This window comes from Georgenia alba, assembly GCF_042665525.1.
Taxonomy (GTDB): domain Bacteria; phylum Actinomycetota; class Actinomycetes; order Actinomycetales; family Actinomycetaceae; genus Allobogoriella; species Allobogoriella alba.
Map to the genome: position 1 here is coordinate 1,463,988 of NZ_JBHTCQ010000001.1, position 14,899 is coordinate 1,478,886.

General features: G+C 74.2%; 12 protein-coding genes and 1 pseudogene. 9 read left to right on the forward strand and 4 right to left on the reverse strand.

Annotated elements, in window-relative coordinates; all coding sequences use genetic code 11:
* The first annotated feature begins 385 nt into the window (after positions 1 to 385).
* Positions 386 to 4,828: a hypothetical protein gene (locus ACFQQL_RS06745; RefSeq protein ID WP_382392546.1), complete on the forward strand. Its 4,443-nt coding sequence runs from the start codon at positions 386 to 388 to the stop codon at positions 4,826 to 4,828.
* A 2-nt stretch (positions 4,829 to 4,830) separates the two neighbouring features.
* A complete protein-coding gene (locus ACFQQL_RS06750) occupies positions 4,831 to 5,034 on the forward strand; it encodes a hypothetical protein (RefSeq protein WP_382392548.1) in 204 nt (67 codons plus the stop codon).
* 66 nt (positions 5,035 to 5,100) lie between these two features.
* On the opposite strand, the gene mscL is transcribed toward ACFQQL_RS06750, so the two are convergent.
* Both mscL and ACFQQL_RS06760 read right to left on the reverse strand, forming a co-directional pair.
* Positions 5,101 to 5,508: a large-conductance mechanosensitive channel protein MscL gene (gene mscL, locus ACFQQL_RS06755; protein WP_382392550.1), complete on the reverse strand. Its 408-nt coding sequence runs from the start codon at positions 5,506 to 5,508 to the stop codon at positions 5,101 to 5,103.
* Positions 5,509 to 5,538: 30 nt separating this feature from the next.
* Entirely contained in the window at positions 5,539 to 6,213 is a 675-nt protein-coding gene (locus ACFQQL_RS06760) for an SAF domain-containing protein (RefSeq protein WP_382392552.1), read from the reverse strand.
* A gap of 82 nt (positions 6,214 to 6,295) precedes the next feature.
* Here ACFQQL_RS06760 and ACFQQL_RS06765 point away from each other — a divergent pair, with 82 nt between their 5' ends.
* Positions 6,296 to 6,514, forward strand: a complete 219-nt coding sequence (locus tag ACFQQL_RS06765) for a hypothetical protein (protein ID WP_382393838.1) — start codon at positions 6,296 to 6,298, stop codon at positions 6,512 to 6,514.
* Positions 6,515 to 6,576: 62 nt separating this feature from the next.
* Here the strand turns inward: ACFQQL_RS06765 and ACFQQL_RS06770 are convergent.
* Positions 6,577 to 6,816, reverse strand: a pseudogene (locus tag ACFQQL_RS06770) (FmdB family zinc ribbon protein); the annotation flags it as partial.
* Positions 6,817 to 6,839: 23 nt separating this feature from the next.
* Between ACFQQL_RS06770 and ACFQQL_RS06775 the strand changes: the two are divergent.
* Positions 6,840 to 9,482: a penicillin acylase family protein gene (locus ACFQQL_RS06775; RefSeq protein WP_382392554.1), complete on the forward strand. Its 2,643-nt coding sequence runs from the start codon at positions 6,840 to 6,842 to the stop codon at positions 9,480 to 9,482.
* Positions 9,483 to 9,616: 134 nt separating this feature from the next.
* On the opposite strand, the gene ACFQQL_RS06780 is transcribed toward ACFQQL_RS06775, so the two are convergent.
* Complete coding sequence (locus ACFQQL_RS06780) at positions 9,617 to 10,219, reverse strand: 5-formyltetrahydrofolate cyclo-ligase (protein ID WP_382392556.1); 603 nt, start codon at positions 10,217 to 10,219, stop codon at positions 9,617 to 9,619.
* A 126-nt stretch (positions 10,220 to 10,345) separates the two neighbouring features.
* Between ACFQQL_RS06780 and ACFQQL_RS06785 the strand changes: the two genes are divergently transcribed.
* The 5 genes from ACFQQL_RS06785 (at position 10,346) to ACFQQL_RS06805 (ending at position 14,876) form a co-directional block, all read left to right on the forward strand.
* On the forward strand, positions 10,346 to 11,332 hold the full coding sequence (locus tag ACFQQL_RS06785; protein ID WP_382392558.1) for a UTP--glucose-1-phosphate uridylyltransferase: 987 nt from the start codon (positions 10,346 to 10,348) through the stop codon (positions 11,330 to 11,332).
* The gene (locus ACFQQL_RS06790) at positions 11,329 to 12,543 is read left to right on the forward strand and encodes a molybdopterin molybdotransferase MoeA (RefSeq protein WP_382392560.1); all 1,215 of its coding nucleotides are present in this window, start codon (positions 11,329 to 11,331) and stop codon (positions 12,541 to 12,543) included. Before ACFQQL_RS06785 ends, ACFQQL_RS06790 begins: the two co-directional genes overlap by 4 nt.
* A 4-nt stretch (positions 12,544 to 12,547) precedes the next feature.
* Positions 12,548 to 13,156 (forward strand): GNAT family N-acetyltransferase, encoded by a 609-nt coding sequence (locus ACFQQL_RS06795; protein ID WP_382392562.1) that lies wholly within the window; start codon positions 12,548 to 12,550, stop codon positions 13,154 to 13,156.
* 66 nt (positions 13,157 to 13,222) lie between these two features.
* The gene (locus ACFQQL_RS06800) at positions 13,223 to 14,302 is read left to right on the forward strand and encodes a hypothetical protein (protein WP_382392564.1); all 1,080 of its coding nucleotides are present in this window, start codon (positions 13,223 to 13,225) and stop codon (positions 14,300 to 14,302) included.
* A 64-nt stretch (positions 14,303 to 14,366) separates the two neighbouring features.
* Positions 14,367 to 14,876, forward strand: a complete 510-nt coding sequence (locus ACFQQL_RS06805; RefSeq protein WP_382392566.1) for a GNAT family N-acetyltransferase — start codon at positions 14,367 to 14,369, stop codon at positions 14,874 to 14,876.
* The last annotated feature ends 23 nt before the right edge of the window (positions 14,877 to 14,899 follow it).

Sequence of the window (14,899 nt, forward strand, 5' to 3'; positions counted from 1 at the left end):
GCCGCTTGTGGCCACGCCATCCGGGGCTTTTTCGAGGCATGCTGGACGTGCAGGCGGCTACCGTCCTGGTGTCCCGGGCTTCCGGAGGGACGTCCCGCAAGGGGCGTGGGGGCCCGGGGCCGCCGTTTCTGCTCGGCGGTGTGTGTGACGCCACCCGCCGAGGCGGGCAGACGCGTTTGCGCGAAGCCCGTCCCAGGGTCCATGCTTGCACCAGATGGAGCGCGACGCCTGCCCCCCTGCGCGTCGCGCTCCATCGCCTGTCTCGGCCGGCCCGCAGCGCGGCGGCACTCCGGACCGATGTCCCACGCGCACCATCCGCACCAACTCGGCGCGTCCGACGGCGCGGCTCCACGCCTGAGGCGGTCCTGCTGCCTACCGTGGAGGAATGACGCCTGCGTTCTTCCGCCGCAGCGGCTCGGCCCGCCGCCACGCCGCCCCGGTCGCCGCCGGCTCCGAGCACAGCCGGTCCCACCCGCAGCCCGCAGACCTGGCCCCGGCGTCCTTCGACGCCCCGGCACCGGCCCGTCCGCGCACAGTGCCGCAGCAGCGCACCGACGCGGTCGAGGAGGCCGTCGAGCAGTGGCGTGAGCAGCTCGTCGCGCTCGGCGGCGCCAGTACCTTGGCGGACCTCACCCTCCTCGGTGACGCCGTCATCGATCTCACCGCGGCCCACCCGTCCGGGCTGGCCCAGCTGTACGCGGGCCGCACGACCCGGCTGAGCAACCTCGTCCGGGAGGGCGGGGCGCAGCACGCCGCCCGGCGCAACGCCCGCACCGTGCGCGCCCGCGCGGACGAGCTCGCGCAACGGTACGGACTCGCCCCGACCTACCTGGCGATCGGCGTCGCCACGTGGACCGAGCTGCCGGACCCCGAGGAGCCCGACCCGACCGAGACCGGCGAGGTCGTCCTCGAAGTCTCCACCGACCCCCGCAACGCGCACGCGGACCACGCCGCCACCACGGCAGCCGCGACCACGGCGGACGAGACCGAGGGGGAGAAGGCCGAGGGGGAGAAGGCCGAGGGCGACGGCGCGGACGCCGGTGACGACGTCGCGGTCGACGACGTCGCGGAGAGCCCGGAACCCGCCGGTCCTCGCACGCCGGTGCGGACCATCCACGCCCCGGTGCTGCTGCGGCCCGTCCGTCTCACGCCCCACCCGGGCGCCGACGCCGACTTCGGCCTCCACCTCGAGTCCGCCATCGAGGTCAACCCGGTCCTGCTCCGTGCGCTCCGCAACGCCGGCTCGGACGCCGACGTGGCCCAGATCGCACGGTCCGCCTACACCGAGCACGGCTTCTCCCCGCGCGGTGCCCTCATGCGGATCGCGGCGCTCGGAGCCGAGCACCTCGCCGGGTTCGAGCTGACGGAGCGAGTCGTGGTCGGGCCCTTCGTGCACCCCGGCCAGGTCCTCGTCGACGACCTCGACGCGATGCGTGGCCACCTGCCGGGCTCCGACGTCGTCGCCGCGCTCGCCGGCGACGAGGACGCGCGCACCGCGCTCGACGCCCCGCTGCCGCCGCACGTGCCCGCGGACCGCGCCCCGGAGGACGAGCGCGGTGTCGGCGACCTCGACGTCGACCAGGCCCACGCCGTCGACGCCGTCGCGACCGGACGGCACGTCTTCCTCGACGCGCCCCCGGGCGCGGAGGTCCTCGGCACCCTCGCGGCGATCGTCGCCGACGCCGCCGCCTCCGGGCGGACCACCATGTACGTGCCGGGATCGCGACGCACCGGCCGGGCCCTGCTCGGACGGCTCCGCGACGTCGGTCTGGAGGACCTCGTCCTCGACCTGTCCACCGACGACCGGTGGCGTCAGGAGGCGCCGCAGCGTCTCCGGGCAGGGCTCGACCCGACGCCGGTGGAGGTCGACGACGACGCCGTCCGCGCCACCCGCGAGGAGCTCACCCGCGCCCGCACCGAGCTCGCCGACTACATCTCCGGCCTCCATGCGATCCACGAGCCGTGGGACGTCTCGGCCTACGACGCCCTCCAGCAGCTTGCCCGGCTCACCTCCGCCCGCCCCGGTCCGCGCACGAGGGTCCGGCTCGACGCCGTCACCCTCCAGGCGCTCAAGGACTCCGGCCTCGAGGAGGTCCGGGAGCTGCTCGCCCGGGCCTCCGGCCTCGGGGCGTTCACGATGCGTCCGCACGACACGCCCTGGTACGGCGCCCAGCTCACCGACGCGGCGTCGGCCTCGACGGCGCTCGAGCGCACCCAGCGGCTCGGCGAGCTCAGCCTGCCGCGTCTGATCGACCAGGTCGCCCGCGTCACCGCGCAGACCGGGCTGGAGCGCGCCACCACGCTCGACGAGTGGAGCGAGCAGCTGCGGATGCTCGACGGCGTCGCCGAGGCGCTGGACGTCTTCCAGCCGCAGATCTTCGAGCGCTCCGCGGCAGACATGGTCATCGCCAGCGCGTCCCGGAGCTGGCGGCGGGAGAACGGCGTGGCCATGAAGGCCGGCGTCCGGCGCAGGCTGCGCAAGCAGGCCAAGGACATGCTCCGGCCCGCCCGGCCGGTCACCGACCTGCACGGCGAGCTGGTCAAGGTCCAGGAGCAGCGAGAGATCTGGCGCCGGCACAACCCGGCAGGCGGGTGGCCGCGGCTGCCCGACGGGCTCGCGGAGATCCGCGCCACCGAGGCCGAGGTCCGCGCCGACGTCGAGGCGTTGCAGGCGGTCGTGGGGTCCGGGGCCGGGCTCGACGACCTGGCCGCGATGCCGCTCGCCGCGCTGCAGCAGCGCATGAAGGAGCTGGGGCAGGACGCCCCGGCGCTGCGCCTGCTGCCCGAACGCACCCAGGTGCTGTCCCGGCTCCGGTCACTCGGCCTCGGCGGGCTCGTCGACGACCTCGTGGAGCGGCGCGTGCCGACCTCGCTGGTCGGTGCCGAGCTCGACCTCGCCTGGTGGTCCTCGGTCCTCGAGCAGATCCTCCGCACCGCGCCCGCCCTCGCCGGGCACGACGGACTCGCGCTGCAGGCCCTCGTCCGGCGCTTCCGCGAGCTGGACGAGGCGCAGGTCGCCTCGCTCGCCGGGCCGGTCCGTCGCGCCGTCGCCGAGACCATCCGCACCGCCGTGCGCTCCCGGCGGGAGGACTCCGCGCGCCTGTACCACGCGCTGGCCGACACGCACGGCGTGGACCTGCGCGAGATGCTCCGCGACTACCCGGTGCCCACGCGGGCCGCCCGGCCGGTCTGGCTCGTCGCGCCGATGCTCGTCCCGCAGATCGTGCCCGAGGGCCGCACCATCGACCTGCTCGTGCTGGACGGCGTCCAGCACCTGCCCGTCGAGCAGGCCGTCTCGCTCCTCGCCCGCGCGCGCCAGGTGGTCCTGGTCGGCGACTCGCGGCGCGGCGGGGACGGGCTCGTCGGCGCACTCGCACCGCTGCTGCCCGCGGTCACCCTGCCGACCGGTCGCGCCGAGCGGGACGAGGGCATCGCGGCGTTCCTCGCCAATCACGGGTACGACGGCGTCATCCGGTCCGTGCCGGCACCGCCGTCGGTCTCCCGGATGCGGCTCGACCTCGTCGAGGGCTACGGCATGCCCGCCCCGGGTCGCGACGCGGTCGAGTCCGTCCAGCCCGAGGTCGACCGCGTCGTCGACCTCGTCATCGAGCACGCCCTGACCAGCCCCGAGCAGTCGCTCGCCGTCGTCGCCCTCAACGGGCCCCACGCGGAACGGGTGCGTGAGGCGATCGGCGCGGCCGTCGCCGGCAGCCCGGCCGTCGCGGAGTTCTTCCGCACGGACCGCGAGGAGCCGTTCACCGTCGTCGAGGTCGACTCCGCCAGCGGGTTGCGCCGCGACGTCGTCATCCTCTCCGTCGGCTTCGGCAAGACGCCGCACGGACGGGTGCTGCACCGGTTCGGCGTCATCTCCGAGCCCGACGGCCTGGCCTGCCTGGTCGACGCGCTCGACGCCGTCCGGCACCAGCTCGTCCTCGTCAGCTGCATCGGTCCGGGCGACCTGGACCGGGCACGGCTGCGGCAGCCGGGCCCACAGCTCCTCGCCGACCTCCTCGAGCAGTCCGCCACGGGCGAGCTGCCCTCCGAGGAGCCGGACTCCAAGCCGGCCGAGAGCCCGGACCAGCTCCTCGTCGACCTCGCCGAGCGGCTCTGGCGCCTCGGGCTGACGGTCGTCCCGCGCTACGGCGTCGAGGGAGGCGTGCGGATCCCGCTGGCCATCGGTCACCCAGAGCTACCCGGCGAGCTGCTCGTCGCCGTCCTCACCGACGACGCAGAGTACGTGGCCGAGCAGTCGCTGCGGCGGCGTGACCGCCACTGGGTGCAGCGGCTCGTGGACCGCGGCTGGCGTGTGCACATGGCGTTCTCGGCGGCGGTCTTCATGGACCCGCAGGCCGAGGCCCAGGCGATCCGGGACGAGGTCCTGGCGGTCCTCGCCGAGCGCAAGGCCGCCCAGACCACCGCACGCCCGGCACCGTCCGAGATGACCGCGCTGCCGCACACCTACGACTCCTCGACCTCCGCGAGCACGGCCGACGGCGAGGACGAGCCGGCCGCGGCCGACGTCCCCGGGCAGACCGCCGAGGAGCCCGACGCGGTCGTCGGCAACGCGGCGCCCGGGACGGACGAGGAGCCCGCCGCCAACGAGCCGAAGCTGCGCCCGCGCGGTCCGCGGCCGCACGTGGTCCCGGGCCTGCCGCTCGCCGCGTACAGCGACGACCAGCTCGACGACCTCGTCGCGTGGATCGAGTCCGATGGTGCCGGGCGTGACGAGACCGAGCTGGTCGAGGAGCTCCGCGGCGAGCTCGCGCTCACCCGGCGCGGCGCGCAGGTGGACGCGGTCCTCGGGCACGTGGTGCGGCGGAGGACCTGACCGTGCCGCCGCGCCGGCGGCACCGCCGCGTGGTCCGGCTCTCCGAGGTGGACCGCCGCCGCCTCGAGGCGGGCGAGCTCGAGGGTCCCGTCCAGGCCCTGCACGCCCGGGACGAGGCAGCGCCGGCCCCGCAGGACGAGGACACGCGGTCAGGCGACGACGAGCGCCTGCTCCGCGACGTCCCGCCCCACTGGGGCCGGCACTAGCTCACGGGGTCTGCCGGACCCCGGCGGTCTGCGGGGCTCAGCTCTGCAGCCTCAGCTCTGCAGCGCTCAGTTCTGCGGGGTGGAGCCGCGGCCCGCCTGCGCGGCGAGGAGGTCGCGGATCTCGGTGAGAACGATGACGTCGTCGGCCGGTGCCTCGGGCTCGACGTCCTCCTGCTTGCGGCGCGCGGCGAGCTTGTTGAGCGGGAGCACCACGAGGAAGTACACGGCGGCCGCGACGAGCAGGAAGTTGACCACCGCGGTGAGGACGGCGCCGGGCCTCATGGTGGCCTCACCGATCGTGATGTGCCAGACGTCGGCGAAATCCGGCTGCCCCACCAGCCCGGCGATGAGCGGGTCGATGAGGTTCTCCACGAGCGCGGTGACGATGGCCGTGAACGCGGTTCCGATCACGAGTCCGACCGCCAGGTCGACGGCGTTGCCGCGGGAGATGAACTCCTTGAATCCAGCGAGCATGATGTGTGTCCAATCGTGCGAGAGATGAGCTCACTGGCTCGGGAGAACAGCGCGGAGGGGAGCCCAGGCGCCCGAGCCAACGAGAACGGTAGCGTCTCGCTCGTCGGCGGCGACGTAAAGGTGTCGGGTCGCCCCGCTCGTGTCGCCGAGGATGCCGCCGTCACCGCCCGGCTCCAGCACTGCCAGCACGACCACGTCGCGGGCCACGACCGTTGCATCGCCCGGTGCGCCCGTGGCGTCCGCGGCCGCGGCGACCAGGTCGACCCGCTGCCCCGGCCGGGCGAGCTGCGCCGTCGCCTCGTCGGCCACCGGGACGGGGACCACGACCGTCCCGGGTGGCGCGGAGGCGCCGAGTCCGGGACCGGTGAGCATCGTCGGCAGCACGGCAGTACCTGCCGCCACCCCCAGTGCCAGCGGGCGGCCGGCCGCCGCGGTCACATCTCGCACCACTGACGGCGGGTAGGCGTCCGCCGGTAGCCGCCGGACCGCGAGGTCCTGCTGCGTCAGAACGGTGCCCGCCGGCAGGTCACGGGACACCACGACGACCGGCTCGGAAGGTGGCGGGGAGGGCCGCAGCGTCTCCAGCGCGACGGCCACGGCAGCCGCGAGGCACACGGCCGCCAGCAGGTGGCGGTAGCGCCAGGCGAAGCGACGCGCCCGGGCCGGAGGGGCGGACGACGGCGGTGCCTGCGAGCGGACCAGCATGGCCGCGAGGCTAGGAGGGGCGTGCGGAGCAGGTGGGGCGCCGTCGTCGGGGTGTGGACCGGGTGGCGGGTCAGGGCTCGCTGTGGACGACCGACGTCAGGGCGTCGCGGACTTCGCGGTGCTGGACGAGCCGGAGGAGGAGCTGGAGGAGGACGACGAGCTGCTCGAGGACGACCCGCTGGAGGAGGAGTCGCTCTGCGAGCCGGTCGATGACCCGTTGGACGAGCCCGAGGAGCCGGAGGAGCCGTTGGAGGACGAGCCCGATCCCGACGAGCCGCCGGAACGCGAGTCGGTCCGGTAGAAGCCCGAGCCCTTGAACACCACACCGACGGACCCGTAGCGCTTCCGCAGCACGCCGCCGCACTCGGGGCAGACGGTGAGTGCATCGTCGCTGAAGGACTGCTTGACCTCGAGCTCGGACCCGCACGAGGTGCAGCGGTAGGCGTAGGTGGGCACAGAAACCTCCGTCGGGGCTCGGCGGAGCGCTGGCACTCCGCACCGTCGAGTGCCAATCCTACTGCGACCTGACCGGCGGCGGCTTCGTGACCCGGGACACGGGGCGCGGAGCGGCGCGCGAACGGAGTGGGACGGGACGGCGACCACGGGTCCGTGGTTACCCTCGTGACGTGCATCGATCCGTGGCGCTGCGCAAGGCGCTCATCATCGCCCCGAGCGTCGTCGTGGTGCTCCTGGTCGTCGCGCTGGCGGTCGGTGCCGGCGTCGTCCGCCGGCCGTTGCCCGACCACGGCGGCACCCAGACCCTCGCGGCGCTCGGCTCGCAGGTCGAGGTGATCCGCGACGACCGGGGCGTCCCGCAGATCTATGCGGACTCCGACGCGGACCTCATGCGCGCCCAGGGCTACGTGCACGCGCAGGACCGGTTCTTCGAGATGGACTACCGGCGGCACGTCACCTCCGGACGGCTGTCGGAGCTGGTCGGTGAGAACGAGGCCGCCCTCAGCGCCGACATCGTCACCCGCACCCTCGGATGGCGCCGCGTCGCCGAGCAGGAGTGGCAGATGCTGGGCCCCGAGGCGCGGTCCCTCTACGAGGCCTATGCCGAGGGCGTCAACGCCTACCTCTCCACCCGTGAGGCGTCCGAGCTCGGTCTCGAGTACACCGTGCTCGGCGTCACCACCGAGCTGAGGCCGGTCGAGCGGTGGGACCCGGTGGACTCCCTCGCCTGGCTCAAGGCGATGGCCTGGGACCTGCGCGGCAACTACCACGCGGAGCTCGGCCGGGCAGCGGCGCTGCGCAGCCTCGGCGACGTCGAGCGTGCGGAGGAGCTCTATCCGCCCTACCCGTACCAGGACCACGCACCGATCCTGCCGAGCCCGCAGGACCAGGGGACCGAGACACGGGCGGCGACGGGCACGCAGGAGGCCGACGGGCAGACCGCCGAGATCCGGCAGGCGATGGGCGGCCCGGACGCGGACCGGGCGCTCGCGGCGACCGAACGGGCGCTCGCGGCCGTCCCCTCCCTGCTCGGCCGGGGCGACGGCGTCGGCTCCAACTCCTTCGCAGTCTCCGGCGAGCACACCGCGAGCGGCAGCCCGGTCCTCGCGAACGACCCCCACCTCGGGCTCGAGTCACCGAACCTCTGGCACCAGGTGGGACTGCACTGCACCGAACGCAGCGAGGACTGCACGTTCGACGTCTCGGGCTTCTCCTTCGCCGGCATGCCGGGCGTGATCATCGGTCACAACGACCAGCTCGCCTGGGGCCTGACCAACCTCGGCGCCGACGTCACCGACTTCGTCCTGGAACGCACCTACGAGGACGGCACCTACCTGCGCGACGGCGCACGGGTCCCGATGCAGACGCGCCGGGAGACGATCGAGGTCAACGGCGCGGACCCGGTCGCCATCGACGTCATGACCACCGACCACGGCCCGATCGTCTCCCAGGTGCTGCCCGAGACGTCCGTCGCGGGCAGCGTGCCCGTCCCCGAGGGGGCGCCGCCCGCCGGGTTCTCCGGATACGCGGTCGCCCTGCAGTGGACCGCGTCGACCCCCGGACGCACCGGGGAGGCGATCTTCGCCCTCAACCGGGCCCGGGACGCCGAGGACGTGTCGGCCGCGGCCGAGCAGTTCGACGTGCCCTCCCAGAACATCGTCTTCGCCACCACCGACGGCGACATCGGCTACCAGGCTCCGGGTCGGATCCCCGTGCGGGGCTCGGTGCCCGACGCCGCCGTGCCGTCCGACGGGTCCTGGCCGCGGCCGGGCTGGGACTCGCGCTACGACTGGCAGGGCTGGGTCGATCCCGCCCAGATGCCCTCCCGGGTCAATCCGGAGGAGGGGTTCATCAGCGCGGCGAACCAGGCGGTCACCCCGAGCGGTGAGGGCCCGTTCCTCACCGCTGACTGGGACGCCGGCTACCGTTCCCAGCGCATCCGCGAGCTCATCGAGTACACGATCGAGCAGAACCGGCCGGTGGACGTCGCGGCGGCGAACGAGATCATGCTCGACGACGCGAGCCCGTTCGGTCCCGCCATCGTCCCCGCGCTGCTCTCGGTCCCGGTGGGCGACCGGTTCGTCGAGGACGCGGTGGACCTCCTGCGGCAGTGGTCGGCGGACGGCTACCCGACCGACACCAGCTCGGCGGGCGCGGTGTACTTCAACGCGGTGTGGACGAACGTGCTGGAGCTGACGTTCGCCGATGACCTTCCGATGGCGCAGGCGCCCGACGGCGGCGCGCGCTGGCTGCTCGTCGTCGAGCAGCTGCTCGAGGACGCCGAGAACCGGTGGTGGGACGACCGCACCACCGTCAACGTCGTGGAGAGCCGCGACGAGATCCTCCGGCAGGCGCTGGTCAGCGCCCGGCACGAGCTGACGAACACCATGGGCAAGGACCCCGACTCCTGGGAGTGGGGCAAGCTGCACCAGTACGCCCCGCAGCACCCCGTGCTCGGCGGCGACGACATCCCCGCGCCGCTGCGCCAGCTGGTCAACCCGGCCCCCGTGCCGGTGGCCGGGGGGACCTCGATCGTCAACGCGACGGCATACCTCACCTCCGCCGTCGACGAGCTGGGCCGCCCCGACTTCACCGTCACGACGGGTCCCTCGATGCGGATGGTGGTCGACCTCGCCGACCTCGACGCCTCGACCTGGGTCACCGCGACGGGCACGTCGGGTCACCCGGGATCCACCCACTACACGGACCAGATCGACGCGTGGGCCACCGGTGAGACCTTCCCGTGGCCGTACTCGCGGGAGGCGGTTGAGGAGTCGGCCGCCGCCACGCTCACCCTCGAACCGGACGGCTAGCAGGCGGGGTCTGCCTCGATCTCGTGCCCGCCTGGAAGCTTCGTCCGGGTTACCGAGACGAAGTTTCCAGACCGGCGCGAGCGCTGCGAGCGTGACCCAGGCCGGCGCGGGGCTGGGGCTCTGGACGAGCGGGCCTACGCCGGTGTGCGGCGGCGGGCGGCGTCCTGCTGGAAGGCGCTGCCCTCGAGCAGGAACCACTCGGTCGGGGTGATGACCGCCGGCACCGGCATGTCGTGCTCGTCCACGGGTAGCAGGACGTCGGCGATGAGCTCTTCGTCGTAGACCATGGCGAACACGTGCGCGTCCTGGCGCACCAGCGGGAGCACCCGGTCGTACCAGCCGCCGCCCTGCCCCAGCCGTGTGCCCACCGAATCGATCGCCAGCGCCGGCGCGATCACCACGTCCGCGTCACCCACCGCCTCGCTCGGCAGCACGGGCCCGGACGGCTCGGGCGGTCGCCCAGGGGCCCGGACCTCGAGGTCGTCCGGACCGGTGTACAGGGCCCACTCCCGGCACAGCCCCGGGCCCAGCACGGGCAGCAGCACCCGGGTGCCGCGGTCCCGCAACGCCTCCAGCAACGGGAAGGTGCTCGGCTCGGTGGGCCGCGAGACGTACGCGGCCACGAACTGCGCGTCTCCGACGGCCTCGACGGCGTTCCGGGCGAACGCCTCGCCGGCCCGCTCCCGCTCCCTGCGCGGCCGAGCCTCCCGGGCCGCCCGGATGAGTGGTCGGAGCACCTGCTTCGCGTCTTCGGTTTCGAGACCGTCCGTCGTTGGCAAGGTCACCTGCGCGCGGTGCATGCCGTCAGTCTCGCAGGCCGGTGCTCGCGCTGGCCACTCGAACCGGGCCGATAACCTCGGAGCATGTCTGCGAACCTGACCGGCCGCCGTGCCCGCAAGGCCGTGGTCCCGGTGGCCGGCCTCGGCACCCGATTCGCCCCAGCCACGAAGGCCGTCCCCAAGGAGATGCTGCCCGTCGTGGACAAGCCGGCGATCGAGTACGTGGTGGACGAGATCGCCGAGGCCGGGCTCGACGACGTCGTGGTGGTCACCGGCCGCGGCAAGAGCATGATCGAGGACCACTTCGACGGTGCGCCCGAGCTCGAGGCCGCACTGGAGAAGAAGGGCGACGCCGCGCGGCTGGCCGCGGTTCGGCGGTCCTCCTCGCTGGCGCGCATGCACTTCGTGCGCCAGGGCGCACCGCTCGGCCTCGGCCATGCCGTGCTGCAGGGCAAGGACCACGTGGCCGGGGAGCCCTTCGCCGTCCTGCTCGGCGACGACCTCATCGACCCGCGCGACCCGCTCCTCATCGACATGGTCGCCGTCCAGGAACGTCTCGGGGGCTCCGTCGTCGCACTCGTCGAGGTCGACGCCGAGGACACCGAGGGCTGCGACGTGGCCGTCGTCGAACCCGTCGACGTCACCGTGGGCAGCCTCGCGGACGGCGACGTCGTCGCGGTCCGCGAGATCGCCGGCCGGCCCCGCACGGGTGCGGCGCCGTCCAACCTCGCCGTCGTCGGGCGGTACGTGCTCGACCCGGCGGTCTTCGGAGTCCTCGAGCAGACCCCGCCCGGTCGCGGCGACGAGATCCAGCTGACCGACGCGCTGCAGACCCTGGCCGAGATGGACCCGGCCGACGGCGGAGGGGTCCACGGTGTCGTCTTCCGCGGGCGGCGCTACGACACCGGTGACAAGCTCGACTACCTCAAGGCCGTCATCCGGATCGCCGCCGAGCGCGACGACCTCGGCGCGGACCTCACGGAGTGGCTCGGCTCCTGGGTCGAGGCCCGGCGCATCACGCTCGGATCGACGCCCGAGGACCGGGCCGCGCAGACCTCGGCGATCCCGTGAAGAGCGTCCAGGAGCACCTAGCCGCGTGCCTGGCGGCCGTCGGTCCGCTGCCCCCGCTCGACGTCCTGCTTCCCGACACCGTCGGCTGCGTGCTGGCGCAGGACGTCGTCGCCGACTCGGACCTCCCGACGGCGGATCTCGCCGCGCTCGACGGCTACGCCGTCCACGCCGCGGAGGTGGCAGCGGCCACGCACCGCGAGCCGGTGACGCTGCGCGTGCTGGACGAGGTCCGTGCCGGGTCGGTGGACCCGATCCGCATGGTCGCGGGCACGGCGGTCAGGATCGCCTCCGGTGCGGCGATGCCGGGCGGTGCCGACGCGGTCGTGCCGGTGGAGCAGACCGACTTCGGGCACGCCGAGGTGGCGGTGCGTGCCGCCGTCGAGCCGGGAGAGAACGTCCGGCGCCGGGCGGAGGACCTGCGTGCCGGTGAGATCGTGCTGCCGGCCGGCGAGCGGGTCGGCGCCCGCCAGATCGCACTGCTGGCCGCGGCGGGCCGGGGCCGGGTCAGCGTCCACCCCCGGCCACGCGTGGTGATCGTCTCCATCGGCGACGAGCTCGTGGAGCCCGGCAAGGCCGCGGCCCCGGGCCAGGTGTACGACGCCAACGGGCACGCGCTCGCCACGGCGGTCCAGGACGCCGGCGGAGCCACCTTCCGCGTGGCCGCGGTCCCGGACGGGCGCCGTGAGCTGAGCGAGACGCTCGAGGACCAGCTCGTGCGTGCCGACCTCATCCTGACCACCGGGGGTCTGAGCTACGGCGCGAACGACACGGTCAAGGAGGTGCTCGCGCCGCTGGGCACGGTCCGCTTCGACGCGGTGGCGATGTGGCCGGGCCGGCAGCTCGGCGTCGGGCACATCGGGGAGGGCACGCCGATCTTCGCGCTGCCCGGCGACCCCGTCGCGGTCCAGGTGGCCTACGAGGCCTTCGTCCGCCCGGCGCTGCTGTCCATGGCCGGCTACTCGGACCTGTACCGGGACTCGGTCAAGGCCGAGGTCGTCACCGGGTGGCAGAGCCCGCACGGGCGGCGCGAGTTCGTCCGGGTGCGCCTGACCGGCAGTCCGCGGGAGGGGTACCGCGCCGAGCCCGTCGGCGCGGCCGACAAGCTGCTGCTCACCGGACTGGCCCGGGCGAACGCCCTCGCCGTGGTGCCGGAGGACATGGACGCCGTGGAGCCCGGGGAGCGGCTCCACTGCCTGCTGCTGGACGCATGAGGCCATGAGCGCGAGCCGGGTCCGGTGGCCGGTGGTCCTGGTGGAGGACCCGGTCACGCTCCGGCCCCTGCGGCGCCGGGACCGCACGGCCTGGACCGAGCTGCGCCGCCGCAACGCCGCCTGGCTCGAGCCGTGGGAGGCGACGTCGCCGACGATCGGCCCGGCCCCCTCCTTCCGCGCCTACGTGCGCGACCTCGACGCCCACGCCCGCTCCGGCGACGCGCTGCCGTTCGTGATCGAGGTGGATGGTGAGCTCGTCGGTCAGCTGACCGTCTCCTCGATCACGCGCGGCTCGTTCTGGTCGGCGTCCATCGGGTACTGGATCGGCGAGCACGTGGCCGGCCGGGGGTTGGTGCCGCTCGCCGTCGCGATGGCGAGCGACTACGCCTGGTTCGAGCTCGGGCTGCACCGGATCGAGATCAACATCCGCCCGGAGAACGCGGCGTCGCTGCGCGTGGTGGAGAAGCTCGGCTTCCGGGACGAGGGGCTGCGCCGGCGGTTCTTGCACATCGCCGGCGAGTGGCGCGACCACCGCTCGTTCGCCCTCACCGTCGACGAGGTGCCCGGCGGCCTGGTGCGCCGCCTGCGCGAGCAGGCCGCGAGCAGAGAATGACAAGCATGTAAGACACACCGGCGCGGGGTCGACGCCATGGCCGTCCGGCGCACCTAGCGTTGGACCGTGGAGCTTCAGGGATACGTGGCGGTAGCACTGACCCTGATCCTTCTCGGCTACCTGCTGCCGCACCTGGTGCGGTCCCGGCAGCTGCTGCTCGACTCCCGCGTGGAGGACCGGTTCTCCGGTGAGCTGAGGATCCTGGCCACCGGTTCCGAGCAACGGGAGGCGGCACGGTCCCGGGGTCACGCCGAACAGGCCAGGCCGTACCTGCACGCACGCAACGTCCGACGACCGGAGGCCACCATGACATCGCCTCGAGCCCGCGGCGAGCGCGTCGGCGAGGACGCCCGCGCCCTGGCCGCCGCGCGCGCCGCCCGGGCAGCCCGACTCTCCCGCCGTGCCGCAGCGGCGAGGCGCCGCCTGGTCCTGACGACGGTCCTGCTGCTCGCGACCGCAGGCGCCTGGACCGCGACCAGCCTGACCTCGCTGCACTGGGCGGTGGCCGTGGCCCCGACGGTGCTGCTTGTCACGGTCCTGGTGCTCGGCCGCCGGGCCGCCGTGCGTGCCCGCGCGAACGACCGGCGCGACCGGGCCGAGATGAAGCGGCTCGAGCAGCGCCTGCGTGACCTCTCTCGCCGCGACGGAGAGCACCGCACCGTCGCGCGGGTCCCGGCTCCGACGGTGAAGAGTCGTTCAGGGGACGGGTCGCGCCCGGGACGCGCTGCCGAGCGCACGCTCACCACGGACGCCCCGACGGCGGATGTCGCCCGCGAGGAGCCGGCACGTAAGGATCCGGCAGACGAGACTGTGGCCGAGGAGCCGCAGCAGGAGTCCGACCGCGCCCGTGTGGCCGAGGCCGAGGCGCGCGCCGTGCCCCAGGCCGAGCCGGTCCCGGCGCCCGCAGCAGTGCCGCAGTCGCAGGACGGATGGACGCCCGTCCCGGTGCCTGCGCCGTCGTACACCCTCAAGCCGCTCGCCCCGCGCCGCGAGGTCGCGCCCTACGCGGCGCAGGAGGAGGCGCCGTCCGCCGCGGTGCCGCAGCGCCCCAGCGAGGCGTCCCCGGCCCCGGCGCCGGAGGAGCAGCCCTCCCCGGCGCTCGACCTCGACGAGGTGCTCGCGCGCCGTCGGGCTGCGGGCGCCTAGCGGCACGTGGGAGAATGACCCCATCGAGAACCTCCCGAGCCGACAGGCCGGGAGGTTCTCTCGTATGACCACCACATCACCTGTCACTCTGCTCGCCGCCCGTCCCGAGGACCACGAGGCCCTGGGAAATCTCTGGCTGCTCTTCCGGCACGACATGTCCGCCTGGACGGGGGCCGTGCCCGACCCGCGCGGCCGGTTCCGGGACGACCGGCTGCGGTCGGCCCTGAGCGGCGACCCCGACTGGCGCGCCTACCTGCTGTGGCGGGCCGAGGCGCCGGTGGGTCTCGCCCTCGTGCGCGGTGTCCGCGGCGAGGTCCGGGTCCTCAACAGCTACTTCGTGGTCGCCGCCGCCCGCCGTGCGGGCGTGGGGCTCGCGGGCGTCCGGCAGCTGTTCGCCCAGTTCCCGGGCCGGTGGGAGGTCGCCTTCCAGGACGTCAACACCCGGGCCGTGGCCTTCTGGCGCGCGGCGGCCACCGACGCGGCAGGATCCGCCTGGACCGAGGAGCACCGCGCCGTACCCGGACGCCCTGACCTTCCTCCCGACACGTGGATCAGCCTGACCGTTCCGGTGTGACGTACGCCGCGCCGGGCGAGGCG

Excerpts from the sequence above, each read along its gene's own strand:
- ACFQQL_RS06745 (WP_382392546.1), top strand. The coding sequence starts at position 386 with ATGACGCCTGCGTTCTTCCGCCGCAGCGGCTCGGCCCGCCGCCACGCC.
- mscL (WP_382392550.1), bottom strand. The coding sequence starts at position 5,508 with ATGCTCGCTGGATTCAAGGAGTTCATCTCCCGCGGCAACGCCGTCGAC.
- ACFQQL_RS06760 (WP_382392552.1), bottom strand. The coding sequence starts at position 6,213 with ATGCTGGTCCGCTCGCAGGCACCGCCGTCGTCCGCCCCTCCGGCCCGG.
- ACFQQL_RS06785 (WP_382392558.1), top strand. The coding sequence starts at position 10,346 with ATGTCTGCGAACCTGACCGGCCGCCGTGCCCGCAAGGCCGTGGTCCCG.
- ACFQQL_RS06795 (WP_382392562.1), top strand. The coding sequence starts at position 12,548 with ATGAGCGCGAGCCGGGTCCGGTGGCCGGTGGTCCTGGTGGAGGACCCG.
- ACFQQL_RS06805 (WP_382392566.1), top strand. The coding sequence starts at position 14,367 with ATGACCACCACATCACCTGTCACTCTGCTCGCCGCCCGTCCCGAGGAC.